We start from the raw sequence: 22275 nt of genomic DNA, 5'->3' as shown, positions 1-22275 counted from the left end.
GTCGATATGTCATTTCGCCTTAAAACCATCCTCGGGATCGCGCTGATTGAAGGCTTGCTGCTGCTGTTTTTGGTCTACACCAGCATAGATTACCTGCGTAATTCCAATGAATCGGAAATTCTCAAACGGGCCCAGAGCACCGCGGTGCTGCTGGCGGCTGCGGCCAAGGATGCGGTGCTCAGCACCGACTTATCCACCCTGGAGGCGCTGGTGGATGAAGTGAGCCGGCAAAATCAGGTTCACTATGTTGAGATTTACGATAATCAAGGCGTGCTGGTATCGCGGGGAGATTTATCCGAGCATGAAAAGCACTCTGAGCTTGCCACTCAGCATCCGGATATGGTGGCGGTTGAAGCCGACATAGTGGAATCGGGTTACCCCTTTGGCAAGGTTGAGCTGGGTATCAACACCCGCGAATTTGCAACCTTTTTACAGGACGCCTCGGTGCGGATTCTGTCGATTGCGGCGCTTGAGATAGTGCTGGTGGCGCTGTTTTCCTGGGCGCTTGGCTATTTTCTCAGTCGCAAGTTGCTGCAGCTTCGCGATGCAAGCCTTGGGCTGCTCGCAGGCGATCCCCATGTGCCATTGCCGGTGCGGGGCAATGATGAAATAGCCATGACCGCCAGGGCATTCAATGCCATGGGGGAGCGGATCAGTGAGCGGACCGAGGCGCTGGAGGAGGCCAATTTACGCCTGTCCACCATCCTTGACACCGCCACCGACGGCTATGTGATTATGGATACCAAGGGGTATCTGCGTGAGGTCAACGGCGCTGTTTATCAGCTGTTTGGCTATTCACCCGGGGAGCTTGACGGCGCGGCGGTGTCGATGCTGATGCCAAACGAAATTTCCTCAATTCATCAAGGGTATATCGATAAATACCTTGCCGGTGACGATGCCAGATCCCTTGGCCGCGGCCGTGAGGTCACCGCCCGTCGCAAAGACGGCAGCGAATTTCCGATAGAGCTGCATGTCAGCGCCATGCATTTGGGCGAAGAATTGCTGTTTTTGGGGCTGATTGAAGACTTAACCCTGGAGAAACGGCGCCAGGCCGACATGCGCCGCTCGGAATCGATTCTGGTGGCGACCATCAACGCCAGCCGCGATGCCTTTGTCACCATCGATGCCGACGGCCTGGTGCGGGAGTTCAATAACGCCGCCACCAACTTATTTGGTTTTGAGCGGGATGAGGTGCTGGGTAAACCCCTGGAGCAGTTTATTATTCCCAAGGAGCATCATGCCGCTCATCGCCGCGGCATGTTGCATTTTCATGCCACCGGCGAAGGGCCGGTGCTGAACCGTCAGGTCGAACTCAATGCCAGTTGCAAAGATGGCTCGGCGTTGCCGGTGGAGCTGACAGTTATCCCAATCCGGCTCGATGACGAGGTGCTGTTTGCCGCCTTTCTTCGCGATATTTCCGAGCGAAAACAGCGGGAAGATGAACTCAGGGCCGCCAAATTGCAGGCCGAGGAGGGCAGTAAGGCCAAGTCGCGCTTCCTTGCCACCATGAGCCATGAAATCCGCTCGCCGCTCAATGCGGTGCTGGGCTGCGTGACCTTGCTGCTTGATTCGAGCCTCGACAAAGAGCAGCGCCTCTACGCAAATACCGCCCGCGAAGCGGGCACGGCGCTGCTATCTACCATCAACGATATTCTCGACTTTTCCAAAATCGAAGCCGGGCAAATGGTGCTTGAAAACCACAGTTTTGAACCGGACAAAGTGGTGGCACAGGTGCTGCAAATTCTGGCGCCCAAAGCGCAGGAAAAGGGAATACAACTGGCGAGCTTCATTAACCGCAACGTGCCGCAGTATCTGGTGGGAGACGGCCAGCGCCTTCGCCAGGTGATACACAATCTGGTCGATAACGCGATTAAGTTTTCCAGTCGCGGCGCTGTCACTGTGCAAATGTGGATCCCCGACAGTCATCAGGAGAAAGTGCAGCTTAATTTTAAGGTGACCGATCAGGGCATTGGCATGTCGGCCCGCGCGCAGCAAAAGCTCTTTACTGAGTTTTCCCAGGTGCACGATGGCAGTAACACCAGTTACAAGGGCTCAGGGCTTGGCCTTGCGATTTGTGCCGAGCTGCTGCGGATGATGGGCGGCGGTATTGACGTTGACAGCACGCCGGGGGTGGGCACCTGCTTCAGTGCCAGTGCACTCTTTACCATAGATGCCAATGAACCCATTCATTTCTGGCATTTGCCTGAGCATCCCCGGGTGCTGTTACTGCATCCCGACGAAGAAGTCGCGGGGCTGGTGCGTAAGCAATATGCCCAATATGGGGTGGAATGTGTGTGGATCCAAAAGGTTGATGATTTTTCAGACATCACCCGTGTCAGCGGCCGCTTTATGCTGATCATGATTGATGATTCCTGTTTGCTTGGGCTGGATGCGCGCCGCTGCCAGATGCTCAAGGACGGTTATCTGTTTGGCGATGGCAATCTGGTGGCGCTGGTGTCGGGGGTGCGCGCCGATGTGCAGTCCATGCTGTCGGCGCTCGGTATCCATCATCAGGTTAATAAACCCTTAAGCCGGGCCATGCTGCTTGAGCTGGTGTCCACTGTGCCGCAAGAAGATGGCCGCAGTGAACAGCAAGAGAATCAACGGCTCCTTGCCGGACGGCGGATCCTGCTTGCCGAAGACAGCCCGGCCAATCAGCTGGTGGCAGCGGCGCTGCTGTCCCGCGAAGGCGCCGAGGTTGATATTGCCGCCAATGGCGAAGAAGCCTGCATCCGCGCTGCAAACCAGCGCTACGATTTAATTTTGATGGATGTGCGGATGCCGGTGATGGATGGGCTGCAGGCCACCCGTGAAATTCTGCGCTTAAGCCCCGATTACCTTATTCTGGCGATGACGGCCAACGTATTTAAAGAAGAGCTCGATGCCTGTTTTGAGGCCGGCATGCTGGATGTTATTTCAAAACCCATTGCCCGCGATGAGCTGCTTAAACGCATTAGTGCCTGGTTACCACACTCGGAAACCACCCCTGATACGCCGCCGCCCGTGGACCTTGCCGCGCTTATCAATGACAGCGTGATTGGCGAGCTTGAAGAGGCCCTTGGCCGCAGCAGTGTTATCGCCATGGTGCAGGTGTTCTGGCAGGAAACCGACGCGCGCATGGCATCAATAAACACCCACTGGCGCAGCCGCGACCTGCAGCGCCTTGAAGATGAGGCGCATACCTTAAAAAGCAGCGCCGGCTCCTTTGGCGCGCAGATGCTCTATGAACTTGCCCGCACCCTGGAGGAAAAAGCCCGCAGCAAACGCGAGCAAGGGGTAGAGCCGCTGATTGCGCAAATTCATGCCTGTGTGGGGGCAAGCCGCGATGCCATGGCGGACCGATATGGCACTCTTGGGGAGGCTGCTTATGACCTTTAATGCGCTGCTGGTGGAAGACAGTCAGTCTCTGGGGGCGCTTTACAGCGAATACCTGCGCGCTGAGGGCGGGCAGGTGACCCATGTCAATTACGGCGAGGATGCGCTCGCCGAGCTTGCCCGCGCCAAGCCCGATTTGCTGCTGCTCGATATCAAGCTGCCGGATATGTCGGGCATGGATATTCTTGAGCGGGTGATGACAGAGTACCCGGGGCTTACTGTGATTATGATGACGGCCCACGGCTCCATCGACATTGCGGTGGATGCGATGCGCCTTGGTGCGTTTGATTTTCTGGTCAAGCCCTTTGATGGCAAGCGGCTTGGGATCACTGTACGTAACGCGCTGAAACAGCGGGAGTTGGTGGCGCTGGTGAGCCGCTATGAAAAAAGCCTGCCCACCGCCAATTTTTGCGGTTTTGTCGGCGAGTCGCTCGCCATGCAAACCGTGTATCGCACCATCGAAAACGTGGCCCACAGCAAGGCTTCGGTGTTTATTACCGGCGAGAGCGGCACCGGCAAAGAAGTGTGCGCCCAGGCCATTCACCAGTCGGGGCAGCGGGCCGACGCGCCCTTTATTGCCCTTAACTGTGCCTCCATTCCCCATGAATTAATGGAGAGCGAAATTTTTGGCCACGTCAAAGGTGCCTTTACCGGCGCCACCAATCACCGCCAGGGCGCGGCTGCCAGAGCCAATGGCGGCACCTTGTTTTTGGACGAAATCTGCGAAATGGAGCTGGATTTACAGGCCAAATTGCTGCGCTTTATCCAAACCGGCGTTTACACGCCTGTTGGCGGCAGCCGTGAAGAAACCGTGGATGTGCGCTTTGTGGCGGCGACCAATCGCGACCCCTGGCAGGAGGTGAAAGCCGGCCGTTTTCGTGAGGATTTGTATTACCGCTTGTATGTTATTCCGCTGGAGCTGCCGCCGCTGCGCTCCCGCGGCCGCGATTTGATGCTGCTTGCAAAAAAATTCCTCAAGGATTACAGCCGTGAAGAAGGTAAGTCATTCAAGGCGATAAGTCCGGAATGCGCAAGACTCATGGGCCTTTATCCCTGGCCTGGTAATGTGCGACAACTGCAAAATGTGATGCGTCAGATGGTGGTGCTCAATCAGGGTGATACACTGACCGAAGCCATGTTGCCTGAGTCTATCCGTCATCCCAGAGCCGCAGTGGCGGGCAGCCAGTTTGCGAGTCAAACCTTGGCACAGGTCGCCACCGACCCGGCCGACAACGCCTCTGGGGCGCTTAACCCGCCTGGCTACCATCGCGCTCAAGGCTATCAGCAGCACGCTCAAGGCTATCAGCAGGAAGCAGGCAATTCACCGCAGGCGTCCGGCACCTTACATCAGGGGCTGGGCGCTGCAGAGGCAGGATTTTTCGCCGAGGCACCGGACGGTATCAAGCCCTTGTGGCTTGCCGAAAAAGCCATTATCGAGCAGGCTATTGAAGCCTGTGAGGGCAATATTCCCAAGGCGGCCGCGCTTTTGGATATCAGTGCCTCAACCATTTATCGTAAACGCCAGGCCTGGGAGGAAGCCGAGCAGGCTGCAAATCAGGCCTGACGCTAACCCCAGGAGTCACGATGCAGTTTCCGGTAGACACCCACAGCCACACAGTGGCTTCGACCCACGCCTACAGCACCATTCACGATTATCTGGCGGTGGCACGGCAAAAAGGCATAGCGCTGTTTGCCACCACAGATCATGGCCCGGCCATGAAAGATGCGCCGCACTTCTGGCATTTTGTCAATTTACGGGTGCTGCCGCGGGTGTGGGATGGGGTCGGGATTTTGCGGGGCATTGAAGCCAATATCATGGATGAAAGCGGCAAAATCGATTATTTCGGCGACTATCTTGCCGAGCTTGATCTGGTGCAGGCTGGATTTCACGAGCCGGTGTTTGCCCCGAGCGATAAACTGACCCATACCAAAGCCATGATTGCCGCCATCGAGTCGGGTGTGGTGGACATCATTACCCATCCCGGCAACCCAGCCTATCCCATTGAAATTGACGCTGTGGTCGCGGCTGCCAAGGCCTGTAATGTGGCGCTTGAAATCAATAACTCGTCTTTTACCGCGTCGCGCAGGGGCAGCGAAGAGAATTGCCTCGCGATTGCGCGCATGGCGGCGACACTGGATGCCCAGTTGGTGATGGGCTCTGATGCCCACGTTGCCTTTGATTTGGGTAACTTTGATAAGTCGCTGGCCGTAATAGACGGCGCGCTTTACCCAAGGGTGCGGCTTCTTAACCGCTCGCCGATGGCGCTGCTTGAGTTCCTTCAATCCCGCGGCCATCGACATCTGGATGAGCTTATCCGCCATTTCTCAGATTAACCTGCCACGAAAAGATTAATCTGCCGCGACAAGACTAACCTGCCGCGAAACGGGTAACCGCCGGGTTACCCGTTCTCCCCCCCCTTGCGGCGGCTCTTGTCCGCTGACCTTTCTGTTAAGCAACTTTCGTCTTTTGAGCTTAGTCGGGAGCCTTGGTTTGCTGAGCGTGTCCTTTTGGTAAGGGCGTCTTGTTAAAGTTGTGAAAGGCTGCTTGTAAAAGGCTTCCTTGCCTGCACAGGCGGTGCGCTTTGCGGTAAAAGCCGTCCCTTCGCCAAGACAAAGGCGCTGAATACGAATGCACTGACGGTTGCAGCACTTTTCTCAAATCCTGCCCTGCCTTAGTATCTTTGGCACTGAATTTAACGAAATTGTTATTATTTCCTCTGTGCTGTCAGTGGCATAATGCCGCTTTTGTGGCGGCTGCGGCTTTTTGCTGGCGCAAGTTTTTGCTTGTGCGGCTGGCTGTGTTAACGCAGCAGCGGCGGCTGTTCCGGGCATCTGCACCAGTACCGATGATGCCGGTCTTTAAGAGGAAATAACCATGGTGACTTTGAATATCGACTTACTTGAGCAACTTGGGCAGATAGCCCGTGATGCCGGCGATGCCATCATGCAGGTATACGGCCAGCACGATTTCGATATCAGCCAGAAAAGCGACGACAGTCCGGTGACCGCGGCCGATTTGGCGAGTCACGGCGTGATAGTGGCGGCGCTGTCCAGTGCCTTCGCCGATGTGCCTGTGCTGTCAGAAGAAGCGGTGATCCCGTGGCAAACCCGCCGTCACTGGCAGGAATATTTTCTGATAGACCCGCTGGATGGCACCAAGGAGTTTATCAAGCGCAACGGTGAGTTTACCGTCAACATCGCCCTTATTCGTGACGGCGAGGCAGTGGCTGGCGTGGTTTATGCGCCGGTGCTTGGTCGAAGCTACCTTGGCGCCAGGGGCGTTGGCGCCTATCTTGAGGTAGATGGTAAGCGCGAAGCGTTAGTCGTTAATGCGCCACTGCGCGCTGTGCCTGTGGTGGTTGGCAGCCGCTCCCATCAGTCAGATGCCATGGCGGGTTACCTGAATACCCTTGGTGAGCACGAGATGCTCAGTGTGGGCAGTTCACTTAAGTTTTGTATGCTCGCCGAAGGGCGCGCCGATCTGTATCCGCGCCTTGGCCCCACCAGTGAGTGGGATACGGCGGCGGCGCAGGCGGTGCTTGAAAGCGCCGGTGGACAGGTGGTGCAGTTTGATACAAACGAGCCGCTTCGCTACAACAGTAAAGAAGACATATTGAATCCCTGGTTTATGGCTACGGCGCCGGGGTGGAACAACAGGTAAGCGTGAATGCGAACTGGGAGAGACCTGATGATGCGAATGGGTGTGGATCTGGGGGGCACCAAGATTGAACTGGTGGCCCTTGGTGACGATGGCAGTGAGCTTTTTCGAAAGCGGATCGCCACGCCAAGGGAGTACGACGGCACGCTGAATGCCATCGTAACTCTGGTAAACGAAGCCGAAACAACTCTGGGTTGTCGCGGCACGCTGGGCATCGGTATTCCCGGGGTGATTTCGCCTTATACGGGGCTGGTTAAAAATGCCAACTCGACCTGGATTAACGGCCATCCGCTCGACCGGGATTTGGGTAAACTGCTCAGCCGTGAAGTGCGGGTTGCCAACGACGCCAACTGCTTTGCGGTGTCTGAAGCGGTAGACGGCGCGGCGGCCGGCAAAGGCGTGGTGTTCGGCGCGATTTTGGGTACAGGCTGCGGCGCTGGCATTGCCATTCACGGCCGGGTACATGGCGGCGGCAATGGTATTGGCGGCGAGTGGGGTCATAATCCCTTGCCCTGGATGCGCGCGGATGAGTTCAACAGCACCGAATGTTTTTGCGGCAACCGTGACTGTATCGAGACCTTTGTCTCCGGCACAGGTTTTGTGCGCGACTTCAATGCCCATGGCGGCAAGGCCAAAAGCGGCGTGGAGATCATGCAGCTGGTAGATGGTGGCGACAAACTTGCCAATGAGGCGTTTGATCGCTACCTCGACCGCCTTGGCCGCGCCTTTGCACACGTTGTTAACATGCTTGACCCGGATGCGATTGTGCTTGGCGGCGGTATGTCCAACGTGCAGGCAATTTATGAGCGCCTGCCGCCCATTCTGGCAAGCTACGTGGTGGGGCGTGAGTGCCGCACCCCTGTGGTTCAAAACCTGTACGGCTGCTCGTCGGGCGTGCGCGGCGCCGCGTGGCTGTGGGAGAAGCGCTGAGGCCGGCGCTTCGCCATCGGCTTAGGTGTAAGGCCTAGGCCATGGCGTCCTGCCTTGGGCGCGCCATGCTTTGAGCGCGCCTTGCTTTGAGTGAGATTCGCTTTGAGCGCGGCTTGCTTTGAGTGAGATTCGCTTTGAGCCTGATAGTGCTGGCAAGCGCCCACGCCCTTGGGTAAGCTTTGGCGCTATCAGTCCTTAATCTCTTTATTCCATGTTTTGGCTTAAAAAAGTCGTCTCTTTACTGGTGATGCCGCTGCCGCTGGTTACTTTGCTGCTTGGCATCAGCTTGTTTCTTGGTTATCGCCACCGCCATCATCTGGCCCGCTTTGCTCTGGTCCTTGCCATGGCGCTGTTGGTGTTTCTGTCATCGAGTATTGGCAGCCGCCTTATTACCTTGCCGCTGGAAAGCCGCTATGCGGTGAACTCACTACCCATCGAGGGTGCCTGCACTGTGATGGTGCTGGGCTCAGGTCATGAAGATGCCATTGCCGGGACGGCGGTGCATAAATTGTCTGCCATCGCCCTTGCCAGACTCACAGAAGGGCTGCGTCAGCTCAAGCTTGGCAATCAGTGCCGTTTGGTGCTGAGCGGATTTTCCGGCGGCCTTAATGAAACCAGCCACGCCGAGACCATGAAGGCAGCCGCCATCGAACTTGGGGTCGAACCCGAACGCATTTTGCTGCTGCCCGATGCCATGGATACCCTTGAAGAAGCCCGTTCGCTCAAGCCCCTTGGTATCGAGCATATCCGTCTGGTGACGTCTGCGGCGCACATGCCGCGGGCCATGGCTATGTTCAGCCACGAAGGCATCAGCGCCTCGGCGGCGCCCACCGATTTTACTGCCCGCAGCGGCTATTGGTGGCGACTTGATGCGCGCGAGCTTTACACCTCGCAGCGTGCTATCCATGAATATGTCGGTATGCTGTGGTTTTCGCTGAGGTATCAATAATGTCAGGCGAGTTGAACGAAAAAGACGCCGTAAAAGAGACGCCGACAAGCGCCGGCAATAACGCCACAAGCGGTGCGCAGGCTGCACAGGAGCAGGCGGTGCTTTTGGTTATCCGCCCCCACAGTAAACGCAACGGCATCACGCTTGCGTTTGTCAGTGGTCTGCTTTTTTGTACCGCACTTTGCATCTTTTTGTTTGCCAAAGTTTATTTTGGGATAGGACTGGTGATGTTCGCCCTTGGCGCCGTGGGTTTGGTGCTGGGTTACGCCAAACTGTCGCAGCCGCCTGAGTCAATTGTCGCCGATAGCGACGGCCTTGGTTATTTCCATCGCCGCGGCAGTTACCGCGTAAGCTGGGACAATATTCAGCGCATTGATGTGCCGAGAGTCAGTCAGGGGCTTGGCAGTCTGGATTTGCCATTTATTGGTATTAAGCTTAAGAAAATCAATCCACTGCTTGATTCTATCTCGCCGCGGCTTGCCACCGGACTCTTGTCGGAGCAGCGGCCGCTGATGATGACGGCTGCCGCGCAAACTGATATTGAAAATGCCCTTGAGCAGCAGCTTGGCGCCGAATTTACGCCGCTTGTTACCCATGGCGAGCGTTACCGCGGCGTGCTGGCGATGTTTGGCCACCGCTGTTTGCTGCTCGAGCGTGAGCTTGGATTTCACCTGTTTATTCCCGCCGATGCCCTTGACGATGAGCCGGTTGCGGTTGCCAGACAATTGCGGCAACTGAAAACAGAGATTGATACTGCCCGGCTGATGGCCAGTGCCGAGACAGCAGAGTCATCGTAAGCCTTTCCTTTCATCCAGCCACAACGCTATAAAAAAGGGGGCCCCGAGGGGCCCCTGAAAGTGTTGCAGAGATGGGAAGCTCTTTGGTGCGTTGAAGGCGCCGCACAGTCGCCTTCAGGTTTCCCTCTAATGGGAGGACGATGTGTGGACTTTATCGATACCGTAAGCCTTACCTTCACCGTGACAGGTTGAGCAGCTTTCCACCGGCAGATTGGCTGTGGTGGCAGGCTCGCCCTGAACATAGGCACCGTTACTTCTGAAGTGGGCCACTGCGGCTGCATCTGAGTGCTCGTGGCAGGTACGGCAGGCTTCAGCCACGGGAGTGATGTATTCTTCAGCACTTCGGCTGACTTTGATGGCGCGTTTGCCGGAAGTCAGGCCGCCATCGTTGGCAAAGAACTTGGCGTTGTCCTGGTGGCAGGCAAAACAGTCGGTTGCCACGCCGGGATAACCTTGCAGTGCCATGTTCTTGTCAAGATAAATGGCGGGGATCCCTCGGCCTGCATCCCAGTTACCGCTGTGGAAGCGGTGGGCCACAGTAAACAGGTCGCGGTTACTGAAGCTTAAACCTTCCACCGGCGCGAAGATGCGATTGCCATCGGCGTCCACTTCACCTGTGTCGTAGTCAACCGGTGCGTGACCGGAGGCGCCATACAGAGTGTTGTGACAGTTCATACACTGGGTAAACTCGGTCACGCCGTGGGTGCCTTTGACGTGGGTGAGGTTCTGGTGACAGCTGTTGCACTTGGCTTCATCGACTGTGATGCGACTGGCGGTGTCCATTCTGGCTTTCACGGTTGCGCCCATGGGGTCGTCCAGATTGAAGTAGGCAATCGGGGCTGAGTTTGCCAAACCACGCTCTATGCCAAACTCCAGACCTTCCACCGGGTTACCTGAGCCATCGCGGCATTTCACCACTTTGCCCTTATCGGCGCAGACCTGAATTTCACCTGTGACATACACAGTGCCGGTCAGCTGGGTGTCGTTAAAGGCTTTGCTGACGGTTAACACGCCGCCGGACAGTGTGGGGCTGTCGGTCACCCGCAGGTTCAAGTCGCCATTGACGAAGCCCTGGGGATTGACGTTACCGATAAGCAGCGGACGGGTAGTGCTGGTCATGTAATCGGTCAGCACAGTGCCGTCGGCAATCGGTGCGCCGTTCATGGTGACCTTGGCTTTGACTGTCAGTGTTTTTTTACCGTCGTCTGCGGTTGGGTCAGTCACTACAGCACTGATGGGCTCAATTTTGAAAAGTTCAGCATATTCAGCGCGTTTACCCACATTGTGAACCAGGGCTGGACTTAAGCTGCCGCTGCCGTGACAGGATTTACACTGGGTGTCGTCGGCCTGGGCCAAATCAAACTCTGAGTGGCCTTCACCGGTTTCGAAATTCACATTGATGTGGCAGCCAACGCAGGCCTCGCGGTAGAGGTTGTCGCTCCAGGATGGGCCGTTGTTGTGACAGCTGGTACATTCACTGAGCTCGCCCGGGAAGCCAAGCTCACCAAAGTACTCTTTGGCATCGCCCGAGAGGAATTCGCTGATATGGTGGCCGGCGTGAATACGGTGCACCATGGGGCCAAAGTCAAACAGCCAGCCGTCGGCAAGCTGGGTTTCGTCCGGTTGATTGCCGGGGTTGTGGCAGGCTACGCAGTTTTCAACGCTTTGATAGTTATGGTGGGCTTCAATCTTGGCGATACGGCCATCGGCTTCGCCGTGACAGTTGATACAGGCGGCGTCTGTGACTGTGTCTTTGCCGCTGGCGTCAACCAGGGCGCCGCTGGCGGGGATGTAATCGATACGGGCCGACAGCACTTTGTCGGCAAGGGTGGTGCCGGTATCGTCTTTGACATTGTATGCCCGCAGGAAGAAGCGGTGGGTGGCGTTCAAATCATCGTTGGCGTACATGATGGGCGCCGCACCCTCATGGGTCCAGGTACCGGTATAGGTGCCGGGGGCGCTTGGGTCTTCCACCAGGGTACAGGCGTTGCCGGTTTGGCCGCGGGAAGTATAAGTGCCGGTAAGGGTACAGTACATGGACGAGCCCTTGTCCTGCACCATGGCGTTGTTGACCCACTCAAGCGGCGCGCCGCTGCCGGAGCTGTTGCTTTTCAGGGTGAGTGAGTAGAGCGAAATCATGTCCAGACCGGTAAAGGCGGCGGATTTGCCCTGGGCATTTTTGCCCATGGCTTTGAATTTAATGCTGAACTCACCAGAACCATTGATTTTCAAATCGGCGGGGAGAATTTCGAAGCTGATATCGGCAGGGTTATTGGCGTTAGTTACTGTGGCGCCGGCGGGTGTGCCGGGCGTGCCTGGGGTTCCGGGGGTGCCCGGCGCGCCGGGGCTGCCGGGAGCGCCATCCTGACCGTCTTTACCGTCGCCGCAGGCGGTAAGGGTCAAGGCACTGAGGAGTGCCATTGTCAGCAGAGATTTGTTGTAGTTTTTCATCATTGCGTCCCTTTCTAACCTTTAAGACTGCCATCGCAGTGATCTCATTATGGGACGATAGTTGTATATATAAAGAGGTATTTAAATCCTTGTTTCAAATGTGTGAAATCCGACTTCAGACTCGCAAATGCGAATTTCAATTTCGGCAATTGGCAATTTCAAAAGCGGTAATTTAGCGAGGTGTGAGCTGAGTTTATTGAGCTATTGGCTGAGTTTATTGGCGTTTTTCTGGAAGATTTGACTGGCAGAGCGCAACAGGCCGTTTATCCGCTTTATGTTTTTTAAGCTTTCAATCACAAGGCTTTCAAATTCAGAGCTTTTAATCTCAGAGCTTTTAATCTCAGAGCTTTCAACCTCAAAGCGTTTAGCCACAAGGCTTTCAAATTCAAAGCCTGCGCTTACTGGCCATCAACAGGCGCTGATAAGACTGATAATTTGCTGCCGAAATTCGTCGTTGTATCTTCGATGGTGAATCGGTTTTTCAACAAGATAGAGCCCGGGCGGCGCTATGCCATGGTGCAGGCGTGCCAGCTCAGATTGGGGCAGGGGCTCTCGTTTAAGCTCCGGCAGTGCTGCCAGCAGCTGCATGCCAAGCGGCGGCGCAAAGGCAAGGCACTGGCTGGTTAACAGTTGGGCATACCACTCCTCTTTATCGCTAAGGCGGATCACATTAAGCGGCGGCAAGCCTTCGCGCTGACAAAAAAGCTCGAGCGGGTCTACTTTGTCGTTAAAGCCGGGATGATTCATGCATAAAAAGGGGTATTCGCAGATTTGTTCTAGAGTGGGCTGATGCAGCTGCCAGATAGGGTGGCTCAGCGTGCCAACAAGATTAAGGCCACCAATATCAAGAATGCGCTCGAAATTAAGCTCGCCATGGCTTTCCGGCGTCAGCGCAAGCCCGAGATCCAGTTCACCTGCATGGATTTTATCTGCCGAATCCGCTTGCCACAGATGCAGCCGCACCTCGGCTGAGTGTGGCTCACGGCGGCTTAATTGCCGCGCCAGTGCAATCATCAAGCCTGAGCTGATGGCGATTTCAAACCTGGCAGGCCCTCGCTGGCCGTAGTCCTGACATGCTTTAAGGCTCTGCGACAGCCCGGCAATGCTGTCGGTCAGCTCGCGAATGGCAGGATAGATCTGCTCAGCCAGAGGCGTGGGTCTGAGCCCCTGCTGGCGGCGGTAAAACAGCTCATCACCAAGCGCAGCTCTAAGGCTTGCAAGTGCGCGGCTGACCTTGGGCGCTGACACATCCAGTTGCCGCGCGGCAATGTTGGCATGGCCGGATTCAAAAATGGCGCGAAACAACAGCAGTGAAAAAATCTCAAGCTCGGCCAGCTGTTTATCAAGGGGTTTGTTCATCGTTCACGTGACTCAGGCGATTTGAGTTAACGTTAGCACAGTGGCATCTGAGGGTGTTGATGAAGGTCAAGGTTTTAACAATTGGTTAACGATGTTGCCAGTTGATGGCGCAGATGACAGCCCTTTTATCTGCAAAATGTATAGCCGAAAATTGTAACGGGGAGGAAACGGTGGATGGCTGGAAACGAGCGGCTTTGTTATCAATAGCGTGGCCAAGGTTGCCACGCTATTGATACCGGCTGAGCTTATTCGTGCCGACTTGGTTTATTCGGCCGACTTAGCTTATGCATACCGACTGTGTGAGTGACAGGCCCGATCTAATCTGCCGCCAGATGCGGCGTGAGCGGTGAGCTGTTTACCGCATCACTCTCATCCACGGATGGCGCGCTGTCACGGGTGCGCACGCCGATAAACTGGCCGCCTTCAAAGATTTCCATCGAGTTGCAGCTGACTTCGCCATCGACGGTGCCGCCGCCGGCTACTATGAGTTTGTCGCACTTGAGCTTGCCCTTGAACAGGCCAGATACCTTGAGCTCGCGGCAGCTTAAAATGCCGTCTATGACGCCACCTTGCTCGATTGTCACCTTGCTTTGGCCGTGAATATTGCCCTGCAGCTCGCCGCCGACCAGCGCTTCGCCTTCAAAATGCGTATCACCGCAAAGGCGGGTGCCGGGGGAGATGAAAGTCAGTCCAGCGGCAGATTTTTTACTTTTTCCAAGCATAATACTTAAGTATGGGTAACGAGTTTGCAAGATGTTAACCTCGATTGACGGCGCTGCAAACCACTAATATTTGGCGCCGGCGTCAGAAAATTGGCCAGTATTTCTGAACTTTTTGTAAAAGCGCTGTGTAAAAGCCCTTTGTAAAAGCCCTGTGAAATAAGCCAGAGAAATACAACAGTGAAATAAGTCAACGCAGTAGTCTTGTGCAAGAAAATGCGCGGCAGTTTGATTTGGCTGCTCTCTTTAATTTGGCTGCGCCCTTTGATTTGGCTTCGCGCTTTGATTTGGCTTCGCGATGACATCAACGCGATGCGAATTGAGGTTCAGTTGCTGATGTTCAGGTACTAAGGTCCAGTTACTAAGGTTCAGTTACTGGGTTTAATAATGCTGATGGCGTGCGATGGGCAGGGCGCAACGCAGGCACCACAGCCGGTGCAGGCGTCAAGCTCAAGCTCTGGCATCGGTGCTTTGCCAATGGCCGGGGTGAAGCGAATGGCGCGCTCATCGCAGGCATCTTTGCAGCTTTGACACCAAATGCCGGATGCGGCGAGGCAACTGGTTGATATTTGTGCCTTGAGCGGCCAGGGCGGCTCGAGGGCTGCATCAAAAATGGTTTCGTCACAGGCTTCGTGGCAGCGGCCGCAGAAAGTGCACTCCGCATCGGCAAAGGACACCTCAGGAAAGCCGCCATCTCCCTTGATGATGATGGCGGTTTCACAGGCTTCGGCGCATTTGCCGCAGCGGGTGCAAAGGTCGGTAAACTCAATGTCAGCGCGCACATAAGGCGGCCGCAGCGCATCGTCTTTTCGACGGCTGAACAGGCGGCGGCGACTTAAATTGATGCTGTCACTCATAGGTTTACGACCCTGACCTTAGGTTACCGATAACCGTCGGGATTGCCCGACTGCCAGCGCCAGCTGCTTTGGGCCATCTCATCCACACCACGGGTCGCTTCCCAACCAAGCTCTTTGCGGGCCTTGTCGGGGTTGGCGTAACAGGCGGCAATGTCGCCCGGGCGGCGGGGCGCAATTTCATAAGCCACGGTTTTTCCAGAGGCTTTCTCAAAGGCTTTGACCATGTCCAGCACGCTGTAGCCTTGACCTGTACCCAGGTTATAGGTCACAAGCCCGGGCAGGGTGTTGAGTTTTTCCAGTGCCTTTAAATGACCGAGCGCCAAATCGACCACATGGATGTAATCGCGCACGCCGGTGCCGTCGTGGGTCGGGTAATCGTTGCCGAATACCGCCAGTTTGGCGCGCTTGCCAACCGCCACCTGGCTGATAAAAGGCATCAGGTTGTTGGGAATACCGTTGGGATCTTCACCAATCAAGCCGCTGGCATGGGCGCCAACCGGATTGAAATAGCGCAGTCTGGCGATGTTCCAGCGATTATCCGAGGCGTACAAATCGGCCAGGATATGCTCCACCATCAACTTGGATTGACCATAGGGATTGGTCGCCCCGGTGGGAAAATCTTCGGTAATAGGCAGGCTCGATGGATCGCCATACACGGTCGCCGACGAGGAAAACACCAGTTTGAACACCTGATGCTGCGCCATCACCTGACACAGCACCAGGGTGCCGGTCACGTTGTTTTCGTAATAACGCAGCGGCTGGGCGACAGATTCGCCCACCGCCTTGAGACCGGCGAAGTGAATGACCGCATCGATGCGGTTTTCACTGAAGATTTTTTGCAGCAAGGCTTTATCGAGGATGTCCCCCTGCACAAAGGGCACGGTTTTGCCGGTGATCCGAGTCACCCGCTCCAGCGCTTCAATCGAGGCGTTGGAGAGGTTATCCAGCACCAGCACATCCATGCCGGCATTTTGCAGTTCAACCACAGTGTGGCTGCCGATGTAGCCGGCTCCGCCGGTCACAAGAATAGTCATTATCAGTTAAGTCCTTTTACAACTTGCTTCAGATACTTAGCGAACTCTTTGCCGAGTTCGTTGTGGCGCAGTGCATATTCCACGTTGGCCTGCATGTAACCTTGTTTGTTACCGCAGTCGTGGCTCTTGCCGACCATGCCGTAGGCGTTGACCTGGGTTTCATTCATCAGCATGGCGATAGCGTCGGTCAGCTGGATTTCATCCCCGGCACCGGCTGGAGTGCGGGCGAGCAGTGGCCAGATTTCCTTTGGCAGTACATAACGACCCACCACGGCGAGGTTGGATGGCGCTTCATCTACTTTTGGCTTTTCAACCAGCGCATCGAGGGCGGTGGATTCACCTGCCTGCAGCAGATGGCCTTTCACGTCGGCAATACCGTACTGGTTTACCATCTCGTGTGGCACTTCTTCTACCATGATTTGGCCAACCTGGGATTCATCAAACAGGCGCACCATGGCGGCGAGGTTATCTGTGGTCAGATTGCTCTTGGAGTCATCGATGATCACATCCGGCAGTAGCACCGCAAATGGCTCGTCACCGACCACGGGGCGGGCACACAGAATGGCGTGACCAAGGCCTTTGGCCTGGGCCTGACGCACGCTGATCACAGTCACGTCTTTAGGGCAAATGGCCTGTACTTCGGCCAGCAACTGACGCTTAACCCGGCGCTCGAGCTGCGCTTCGAGCTCAAACGAGGTATCGAAATGGTTTTCGATGGAGTTCTTACTGGCGTGGGTAACCAGCACAATTTCTTTGATCCCGGCGGCGATGGCTTCACTGACCACGTACTGGATCAGCGGCTTATCAACGACCGGCAGCATTTCTTTTGGGATGGCCTTGGTGGCCGGAAGCATACGGGTACCCAGACCGGCAACGGGGATCACGGCCTTACGGATGTTGGTCTGTTTCATGGTATTCCTTAGTCAGATTGCCCTGGTGGGTAAAAAAGTGTGTCGCCTGATGCGACTGTCATTCCAGCTGCTTATTCTAATGGAGCCAAATCCAAAAATCATGAAGCGCAGTGATTTTCGTGAATATTTTTATGCTTTTCGCCCATGGGCGGTGAGACTTTATCCGCCGCTGTGATGATTGCAAATTGGCATGGGGTTGAGTTGTTACTCTGTTTTTAACTTGTAATAAAAGCTTTACGAAATTGGCTGCCACATCGCGGCGGAATAAAACGTGAAGCAGTTAACAAAAAAACCAAGCTGGAACACTATGGGGGGGTTGCAGTTAACGTGAAGTGAAAGCGAGATGAGTACACAGTATGTTGCCCGTAAGCCGGATGAGCATGGCTTTATCGCGTATCCGGATGTTGAAAATCAGATTTGGTCTGAGCTTTATGCCCGTCAGGCGGTAAACCTGCCCGGCCGTGCCTGTCAGGAGTATCTGGACGGTCTTGAGCGTCTGGCACTGCCCACTGACCGTATCCCTCAGCTTGGTGAAGTAGACAAGGTGCTGCTTGAAACCACCGGCTGGCAGACCGCTGCGGTACCGGCGCTTATCTCCTTTGAGCGTTTTTTTGAACTGCTGGCCAGTCGCCGTTTTCCGGTGGCGACCTTTATCCGTACCCGCGAAGAGTTTGATTACCTCCAGGAGCCGGATATTTTCCACGAGATTTTCGGCCACTGCCCTCTGCTGACTAATCCGGCCTTTGCCAACTTTTCCCACACCTACGGCAAACTCGGACTGGCGGCGACCAAAGAAGAGCGGGTGTTTCTGGCGCGGCTGTACTGGTTTACCGTGGAGTTTGGCCTGCTTAAGTCAGCCAGCGGCGAGCGTCGCATCTACGGCGGTGGCATTTTAAGTTCGCCCGGTGAAACCCTGTACGCCTTTGGCGATACGCCGCAGCGTAAACCCTTTGATTTGATTGATGTGCTGCGCACGCCTTACCGGATTGATATTATGCAGCCCGTCTATTTTGAAATTGAGTCCATTGATTTTCTCGACGAGATTGCCGGTATGGACATTATGCAATCCGTTGCCCGTGCCCGTCAGTTGGGTTTGCATGCGCCCCTGTTTGCACCCAAGGCGAAGGCCGTTTGACCGATAATAATAAGGAGCAGTAATGAGCGAATTAGCAACCATGAAGTGTGAGGCTTGCCAGGCCGACGCCCCCAAAGTGACCGATGCGGAGCTGGCTGAGCTTATCCGGATGATCCCCGACTGGAGTGTGCAGGTGCGCGATGGCGTGATGCAGCTTGAGCGGGTGTACAAGTTCAAAAACTTCAAACAGGCGATGGCCTTTTCCAACAAGCTGGCTGACCTTGCCGAAGAAGAGTTCCACCACCCGGGTATTTTCACCGAGTGGGGCAAGGTGACTGTGACCTGGTGGTCCCATTCCATCAAAGGGCTGCACCGCAACGACTTTATCATGGCGGCCAAGACCGACCAGTTGCTCGCCTGAGTTTTCCTGTAGTAAAATCAGCGCGTTACTTTAAGTGGCGGGCTGATTTTTTTAGTCCTCAATGAGACTGCTGTAAACAAGACTTGCCACTTTATCTAATTCCTTCTACCGTATAGCGCCAAGTACTCTTGCAAGTATGACTGGCGCTGCGCCGGTCAGCTTGACGCCCCTAAAACAAGACCACAACAGGGATACATGCAGATATGCGTTTGGAAGTTAGCTGTCAGGACAGGGTTGGTCTGGCGAAGGATATTCTTACCGTGCTTGAGCGGTACGGCATTAACCTTCTTGCCATCGATGCCAGCAACCGCGGGTTCCTGTATTTCCAGTTTGCCGAAGTTAGTTTTGAAACCTTAAGCGCGCTGATGCCGCAAATTCGCAAAGTCGAAAGCGTGCACGATGTGCGTACCGTCTCCTTTATGCCCTCCGAGCAGGAGCATTACGCCCTGAAAACCCTGCTGCGCACCCTGCCCGACAGCGTGTTTTCTATCGATGTCAAAGGCCGCATCCGGATTGTGAATGAATCGGCGCTGATGACCCTTGGCATGAAGGAGCATGAAGTGGTTGAAGAGTCGCTCAACCATTGGGTGCAGGGCTTTAACTTTGCCCGCTGGCTCAGCGAAGGCAAGGCGCTTGCACAGGCGACCCGGGTGCAAATTTCCCAAAACGAATACCTGGCCGAAATGCTGCCGATTTATTTGCCGGACGATGATGATAAAACCATTCTCGCCGGCGCCGTGGTGTCACTCAAATCCCCGGCAAGAGTTGGCAAGCAATTCAACGCTCTGCAAAACCAGACCGCCGGCTTTGAGAACGTGCTGGCGGTGTCCGATAAGATGAAAGAGGTGCTCAAGCAGGCCAGACGCATGGCGCAGCTTGACGCGCCGCTGCTTATCACAGGTGAAACCGGCACCGGCAAGGAGCTGATGGCCCGGGCCTGTCACGATGCCAGCATGCGCCGCGAGCATCCCTTTATTGCCATTAACTGCGCCGCACTGCCGGACAGCGCCGCCGAAGAAGAGCTGTTTGGCTTTGTCCGCGACGGCCAGATAGTCAAACGCGGCCTGTTTGAAGAAGCCAAGGGCGGCAGCGTGTTTCTCGATGAAATCGCTGAAATGTCCAAGGCTGCCCAGGTGAAGTTACTGCGCCTCCTTACCGAAGGCTCGTTTCGCCGTATCGGCGGCGATGAAGAGGTGAGGGCGGATGTGCGCATTATCTGCTCGAGTCAGAAAAACCTTGCGGAGCTGTGTCAGCTTGGCGAGTTTCGTGAAGATCTCTACTACCGCATCCACGTGCTGTCGTTCCATATGCCATCGCTTCGTGAGCGCAAGGTCGACATTATTCCGCTGACCGAAATGTTCCTTGAGCATTACAGCCAGCAGCTTTCAAGCCCGATGCGGCGCATTTCCCCAAGCTGTCGGGATCATTTGCTGAGCTATGCCTGGCCCGGCAACGTGCGTCAGCTTAAAAATGCGGTGTTTCGCGCCGTCTCCATGTGGGATGGCTCGGCGGAGCTCACAGTCGAGCAGCTGAAACTGCCCTCCTACGCCGAAGGCTTTGGCTACTTTGATAATCAGTTCGAAGGCACACTCGATGATGCCATGCGTCAGTTTGAGGCAAGTTTGCTGCGCCGCCTGTACCCTGCGTACCCCAGCACCCGGCAGCTTGCGAAAAAACTCGGCGTCAGCCACACCGCCATTGCCAACAAACTCAGGGAATACCGGATCAGCAAAAAGCGCTGAGTCGGCTGTAACAGGAATTTGCCAGTAAAACGGGCAAAAACTCACCAAAGCTGAAGCCGACCACCCACGGCCAGTGGGGCGGTTTCAGTCTGTACGTTAAAGTTTACAAAAGGCGTCAAAGCCCCGCGAACTGTGATTTTGGTCACGCTATTTTCAACGGTCGCCGCTTGGGGTATTTGTTACGCCACACAGGACTGCCACCCCCAGGGTGAGGGTCGACACAGGACAGGAGCAGAGAATGAAATTAGCTACATATAACAATGGACGCCGTGATGGCCAATTGATGCTGGTCAGCCGTGATTTGACCAAGGCCGTTGCCGTACCCGCCATTGCCCACACCCTGCAACAGCTTCTGGATGCCTGGGATTTACTGAGCCCGCAGCTGACCGAGCTGTACGATGCCCTGAACGCCGGCGTGCTGGAAAACACCGTGGATTTCGATGAGACCAAGTGTCTGTCGCCTTTCCCACGTGCCTTTCAGTGGGCCGATGGCAGCGCCTATGTGAACCACGTTGAGCTGGTACGCAAGGCCCGCGGCGCCGAGATGCCGGAAACCTTCTGGACCGATCCGCTGTTTTATCAGGGCGGCTCCGACAGCTTTATTCCGCCGCGCAGCAACATCGAAATGGGCAGCGAAGACTGGGGTATCGATTTTGAATCTGAAATCGCCGTGGTCACCGACGATGTGCCGATGGGCGTAAGCAGCGACAATGCCGCCAAGCACATCAAACTGTTGATGCTGGTGAACGACGTGTCATTGCGTAACCTTATTCCTGCCGAGCTTGCCAAAGGGTTTGGTTTCTTCCAGTCCAAGCCGTCGAGCAGCTTCTCGCCTGTTGCCATCACCCCCGATGAACTTGGCGACAAGTGGCAGGACAGCAAGGTGCATCTGCCGCTTATCACCCACCTGAACGGTGAGCTTTTTGGCAAGCCCAATGCCGGCGTGGACATGACCTTTAACTTCAGCCAGTTGATTGCCCACGTGGCCAAGACCCGTCCGCTCGGCGCCGGTGCCATCATCGGCTCAGGCACTATTTCAAACTATGACCGCAGCGCAGGTTCAAGCTGTCTGGCCGAAAAGCGCATGCTCGAAGTGATTGCCGATGGCAAAGCGAGCACACCTTTTATGCGCTTTGGTGACCGCGTTCGTATCGAAATGCTCGACGATGCCGGCAAGAGTATTTTCGGCGCCATCGATCAGCAGGTTGTAGAATATAAAGCCTGAGTCAGGCTTTGACAGCGCCGCCCGAGGGCGGCGTTTTTGTCGCTGGCTCACTGTCACAGACTTATTCTCACAGGGGCTCATGCCCGTCACAGGGGATTGGAGACACGAATGAAACTCTACGGTTACTGGCGCTCAAGTGCCGCCTATCGCATTCGTATTGCACTGAATCTTAAAGGTATTGAAGCAGAGCACCAGAGCGTGCATCTGGTCAAAAATGGCGGCGAGCAACATGGCCGCGACTATATTGCCCTCAATCCGCAGCATCTGGTGCCGACTTTGGTGCTGGATGATGGTACGGCGCTGACCCAGTCGCTGGCGATTCTGGAGTATCTTGAAGAGCGCGGCGAAGGTATGGCACTGTTGCCAACGGACGCCCTTGGTAAAGCGCAGGTGCGCGCCATGTGTCTTGCCATTGCCTGTGAAATCCATCCGCTTAACAATCTGCGGGTGCTGCAATACCTTTCAGGCGATATGGCGCTCGACGACAAGGTCAAAAACGACTGGTATCACCACTGGATCCACGAAGGCTTTAAAGCGCTGGAGCGGATGCTGGTAAAACACAGTGGCCGTTTTTGCTTTGGCGACACTGTGACCCTGGCCGATGCGTGTCTGGTACCGCAGGTGTATAACGCCCGCCGCTTTAATGTACCGCTGGATAATTATCCAAACATAGTGCGGATAAGCGATTACTGTAACAGCCTGCCGGCCTTTGTTGCGGCGCTGCCGGAAAACCAGCCTGACGCGGTGTAAACCGGCGCTTCTCCACCCTGAT

18 protein-coding genes are annotated in these 22275 nt (G+C 55.5%); 12 read left to right on the top strand and 6 right to left on the bottom strand.

Features of this window, described 5'->3' with window-relative positions; genetic code table 11:
* The first annotated feature begins 6 nt into the window (after positions 1-6).
* The 7 genes from KJI95_RS00350 (at position 7) to KJI95_RS00320 (ending at position 9709) form a co-directional block, all read left to right on the top strand.
* Complete coding sequence (locus KJI95_RS00350) at positions 7-3378, top strand: PAS domain S-box protein (protein ID WP_214505195.1); 3372 nt, start codon at positions 7-9, stop codon at positions 3376-3378.
* Positions 3368-4939 carry a sigma-54-dependent transcriptional regulator gene (locus tag KJI95_RS00345; RefSeq protein WP_214505194.1) on the top strand — a complete coding sequence of 524 codons (1572 nt, stop codon included), beginning with the start codon at positions 3368-3370 and terminating at the stop codon, positions 4937-4939. The genes KJI95_RS00350 and KJI95_RS00345 overlap by 11 nt, the downstream gene beginning before the upstream one ends.
* A 20-nt stretch (positions 4940-4959) precedes the next feature.
* Positions 4960-5709, top strand: coding sequence for a phosphatase (locus tag KJI95_RS00340; RefSeq protein ID WP_214505193.1), 750 nt, complete (start codon positions 4960-4962; stop codon positions 5707-5709).
* A 541-nt stretch (positions 5710-6250) separates the two neighbouring features.
* Positions 6251-7036: a 3'(2'),5'-bisphosphate nucleotidase CysQ gene (gene cysQ, locus KJI95_RS00335; protein WP_214505192.1), complete on the top strand. Its 786-nt coding sequence runs from the start codon at positions 6251-6253 to the stop codon at positions 7034-7036.
* A 27-nt stretch (positions 7037-7063) separates the two neighbouring features.
* Positions 7064-7963, top strand: a complete 900-nt coding sequence (mak, locus tag KJI95_RS00330) for a fructokinase (RefSeq protein WP_214505191.1) — start codon at positions 7064-7066, stop codon at positions 7961-7963.
* A gap of 211 nt (positions 7964-8174) precedes the next feature.
* Positions 8175-8912 carry a YdcF family protein gene (locus tag KJI95_RS00325; protein WP_214505190.1) on the top strand — a complete coding sequence of 246 codons (738 nt, stop codon included), beginning with the start codon at positions 8175-8177 and terminating at the stop codon, positions 8910-8912.
* Positions 8912-9709, top strand: a complete 798-nt coding sequence (locus tag KJI95_RS00320; RefSeq protein ID WP_214505189.1) for a DUF2982 domain-containing protein — start codon at positions 8912-8914, stop codon at positions 9707-9709. The genes KJI95_RS00325 and KJI95_RS00320 overlap by 1 nt, the downstream gene beginning before the upstream one ends.
* 126 nt (positions 9710-9835) lie before the next feature.
* Here the strand turns inward: KJI95_RS00320 and KJI95_RS00315 are convergent, their stop codons facing one another.
* The 6 genes from KJI95_RS00315 to galU form a co-directional block, all read right to left on the bottom strand.
* On the bottom strand, positions 9836-12163 hold the full coding sequence (locus tag KJI95_RS00315; protein ID WP_214505188.1) for an OmcA/MtrC family decaheme c-type cytochrome: 2328 nt from the start codon (positions 12161-12163) through the stop codon (positions 9836-9838).
* A 405-nt stretch (positions 12164-12568) separates the two neighbouring features.
* The gene (locus KJI95_RS00310) at positions 12569-13519 is read right to left on the bottom strand and encodes a LysR family transcriptional regulator (RefSeq protein WP_214505187.1); all 951 of its coding nucleotides are present in this window, start codon (positions 13517-13519) and stop codon (positions 12569-12571) included.
* Positions 13520-13836: 317 nt separating this feature from the next.
* A complete protein-coding gene (locus tag KJI95_RS00305) occupies positions 13837-14271 on the bottom strand; it encodes a bactofilin family protein (RefSeq protein ID WP_250885503.1) in 435 nt (144 codons plus the stop codon).
* Between the two features lie 335 nt (positions 14272-14606).
* Positions 14607-15095, bottom strand: coding sequence for a ferredoxin-type protein NapF (gene napF, locus KJI95_RS00300; protein ID WP_214505186.1), 489 nt, complete (start codon positions 15093-15095; stop codon positions 14607-14609).
* A 23-nt stretch (positions 15096-15118) separates the two neighbouring features.
* On the bottom strand, positions 15119-16129 hold the full coding sequence (galE, locus tag KJI95_RS00295) for a UDP-glucose 4-epimerase GalE (protein WP_214505185.1): 1011 nt from the start codon (positions 16127-16129) through the stop codon (positions 15119-15121).
* Between the two features lie 2 nt (positions 16130-16131).
* On the bottom strand, positions 16132-17040 hold the full coding sequence (galU, locus tag KJI95_RS00290; protein ID WP_214505184.1) for a UTP--glucose-1-phosphate uridylyltransferase GalU: 909 nt from the start codon (positions 17038-17040) through the stop codon (positions 16132-16134).
* 343 nt (positions 17041-17383) lie between these two features.
* On the opposite strand from galU, the gene phhA reads away from it, so the two are divergent.
* From phhA to maiA, 5 genes are all read left to right on the top strand, one after another.
* Positions 17384-18175 (top strand): phenylalanine 4-monooxygenase, encoded by a 792-nt coding sequence (phhA, locus tag KJI95_RS00285; protein ID WP_214505183.1) that lies wholly within the window; start codon positions 17384-17386, stop codon positions 18173-18175.
* 22 nt (positions 18176-18197) lie between these two features.
* Complete coding sequence (locus tag KJI95_RS00280) at positions 18198-18536, top strand: 4a-hydroxytetrahydrobiopterin dehydratase (RefSeq protein WP_214505182.1); 339 nt, start codon at positions 18198-18200, stop codon at positions 18534-18536.
* Positions 18537-18739: 203 nt separating this feature from the next.
* Positions 18740-20278 carry a transcriptional regulator TyrR gene (tyrR, locus tag KJI95_RS00275; RefSeq protein ID WP_214505181.1) on the top strand — a complete coding sequence of 513 codons (1539 nt, stop codon included), beginning with the start codon at positions 18740-18742 and terminating at the stop codon, positions 20276-20278.
* A gap of 238 nt (positions 20279-20516) precedes the next feature.
* The gene (locus KJI95_RS00270; RefSeq protein WP_214505180.1) at positions 20517-21503 is read left to right on the top strand and encodes a fumarylacetoacetate hydrolase family protein; all 987 of its coding nucleotides are present in this window, start codon (positions 20517-20519) and stop codon (positions 21501-21503) included.
* A gap of 108 nt (positions 21504-21611) precedes the next feature.
* Complete coding sequence (maiA, locus tag KJI95_RS00265) at positions 21612-22253, top strand: maleylacetoacetate isomerase (protein ID WP_214505179.1); 642 nt, start codon at positions 21612-21614, stop codon at positions 22251-22253.
* Positions 22254-22275 lie beyond the last annotated feature (22 nt).

This window comes from Shewanella jiangmenensis, assembly GCF_018596335.1.
In the GTDB taxonomy this organism is placed as follows: domain Bacteria; phylum Pseudomonadota; class Gammaproteobacteria; order Enterobacterales; family Shewanellaceae; genus Shewanella; species Shewanella jiangmenensis.
Note: the sequence above shows the minus strand (reverse complement) of the source record. Positions and strands in the feature narration are given on the sequence as shown.

Bases quoted from the DNA above. Each gene is read 5' to 3' on its own strand.
- KJI95_RS00350 (WP_214505195.1), top strand. From the start codon at position 7: ATGTCATTTCGCCTTAAAACCATCCTCGGGATCGCGCTGATTGAAGGC.
- napF (WP_214505186.1), bottom strand. From the start codon at position 15,095: ATGAGTGACAGCATCAATTTAAGTCGCCGCCGCCTGTTCAGCCGTCGA.
- KJI95_RS00325 (WP_214505190.1), top strand. From the start codon at position 8,175: ATGTTTTGGCTTAAAAAAGTCGTCTCTTTACTGGTGATGCCGCTGCCG.
- galE (WP_214505185.1), bottom strand. From the start codon at position 16,129: ATGACTATTCTTGTGACCGGCGGAGCCGGCTACATCGGCAGCCACACT.
- KJI95_RS00315 (WP_214505188.1), bottom strand. From the start codon at position 12,163: ATGATGAAAAACTACAACAAATCTCTGCTGACAATGGCACTCCTCAGT.
- KJI95_RS00310 (WP_214505187.1), bottom strand. From the start codon at position 13,519: ATGAACAAACCCCTTGATAAACAGCTGGCCGAGCTTGAGATTTTTTCA.
- maiA (WP_214505179.1), top strand. From the start codon at position 21,612: ATGAAACTCTACGGTTACTGGCGCTCAAGTGCCGCCTATCGCATTCGT.
- phhA (WP_214505183.1), top strand. From the start codon at position 17,384: ATGAGTACACAGTATGTTGCCCGTAAGCCGGATGAGCATGGCTTTATC.
- KJI95_RS00270 (WP_214505180.1), top strand. From the start codon at position 20,517: ATGAAATTAGCTACATATAACAATGGACGCCGTGATGGCCAATTGATG.
- KJI95_RS00320 (WP_214505189.1), top strand. From the start codon at position 8,912: ATGTCAGGCGAGTTGAACGAAAAAGACGCCGTAAAAGAGACGCCGACA.
- KJI95_RS00345 (WP_214505194.1), top strand. From the start codon at position 3,368: ATGACCTTTAATGCGCTGCTGGTGGAAGACAGTCAGTCTCTGGGGGCG.
- tyrR (WP_214505181.1), top strand. From the start codon at position 18,740: ATGCGTTTGGAAGTTAGCTGTCAGGACAGGGTTGGTCTGGCGAAGGAT.
- galU (WP_214505184.1), bottom strand. From the start codon at position 17,040: ATGAAACAGACCAACATCCGTAAGGCCGTGATCCCCGTTGCCGGTCTG.
- cysQ (WP_214505192.1), top strand. From the start codon at position 6,251: ATGGTGACTTTGAATATCGACTTACTTGAGCAACTTGGGCAGATAGCC.
- mak (WP_214505191.1), top strand. From the start codon at position 7,064: ATGATGCGAATGGGTGTGGATCTGGGGGGCACCAAGATTGAACTGGTG.
- KJI95_RS00340 (WP_214505193.1), top strand. From the start codon at position 4,960: ATGCAGTTTCCGGTAGACACCCACAGCCACACAGTGGCTTCGACCCAC.
- KJI95_RS00280 (WP_214505182.1), top strand. From the start codon at position 18,198: ATGAGCGAATTAGCAACCATGAAGTGTGAGGCTTGCCAGGCCGACGCC.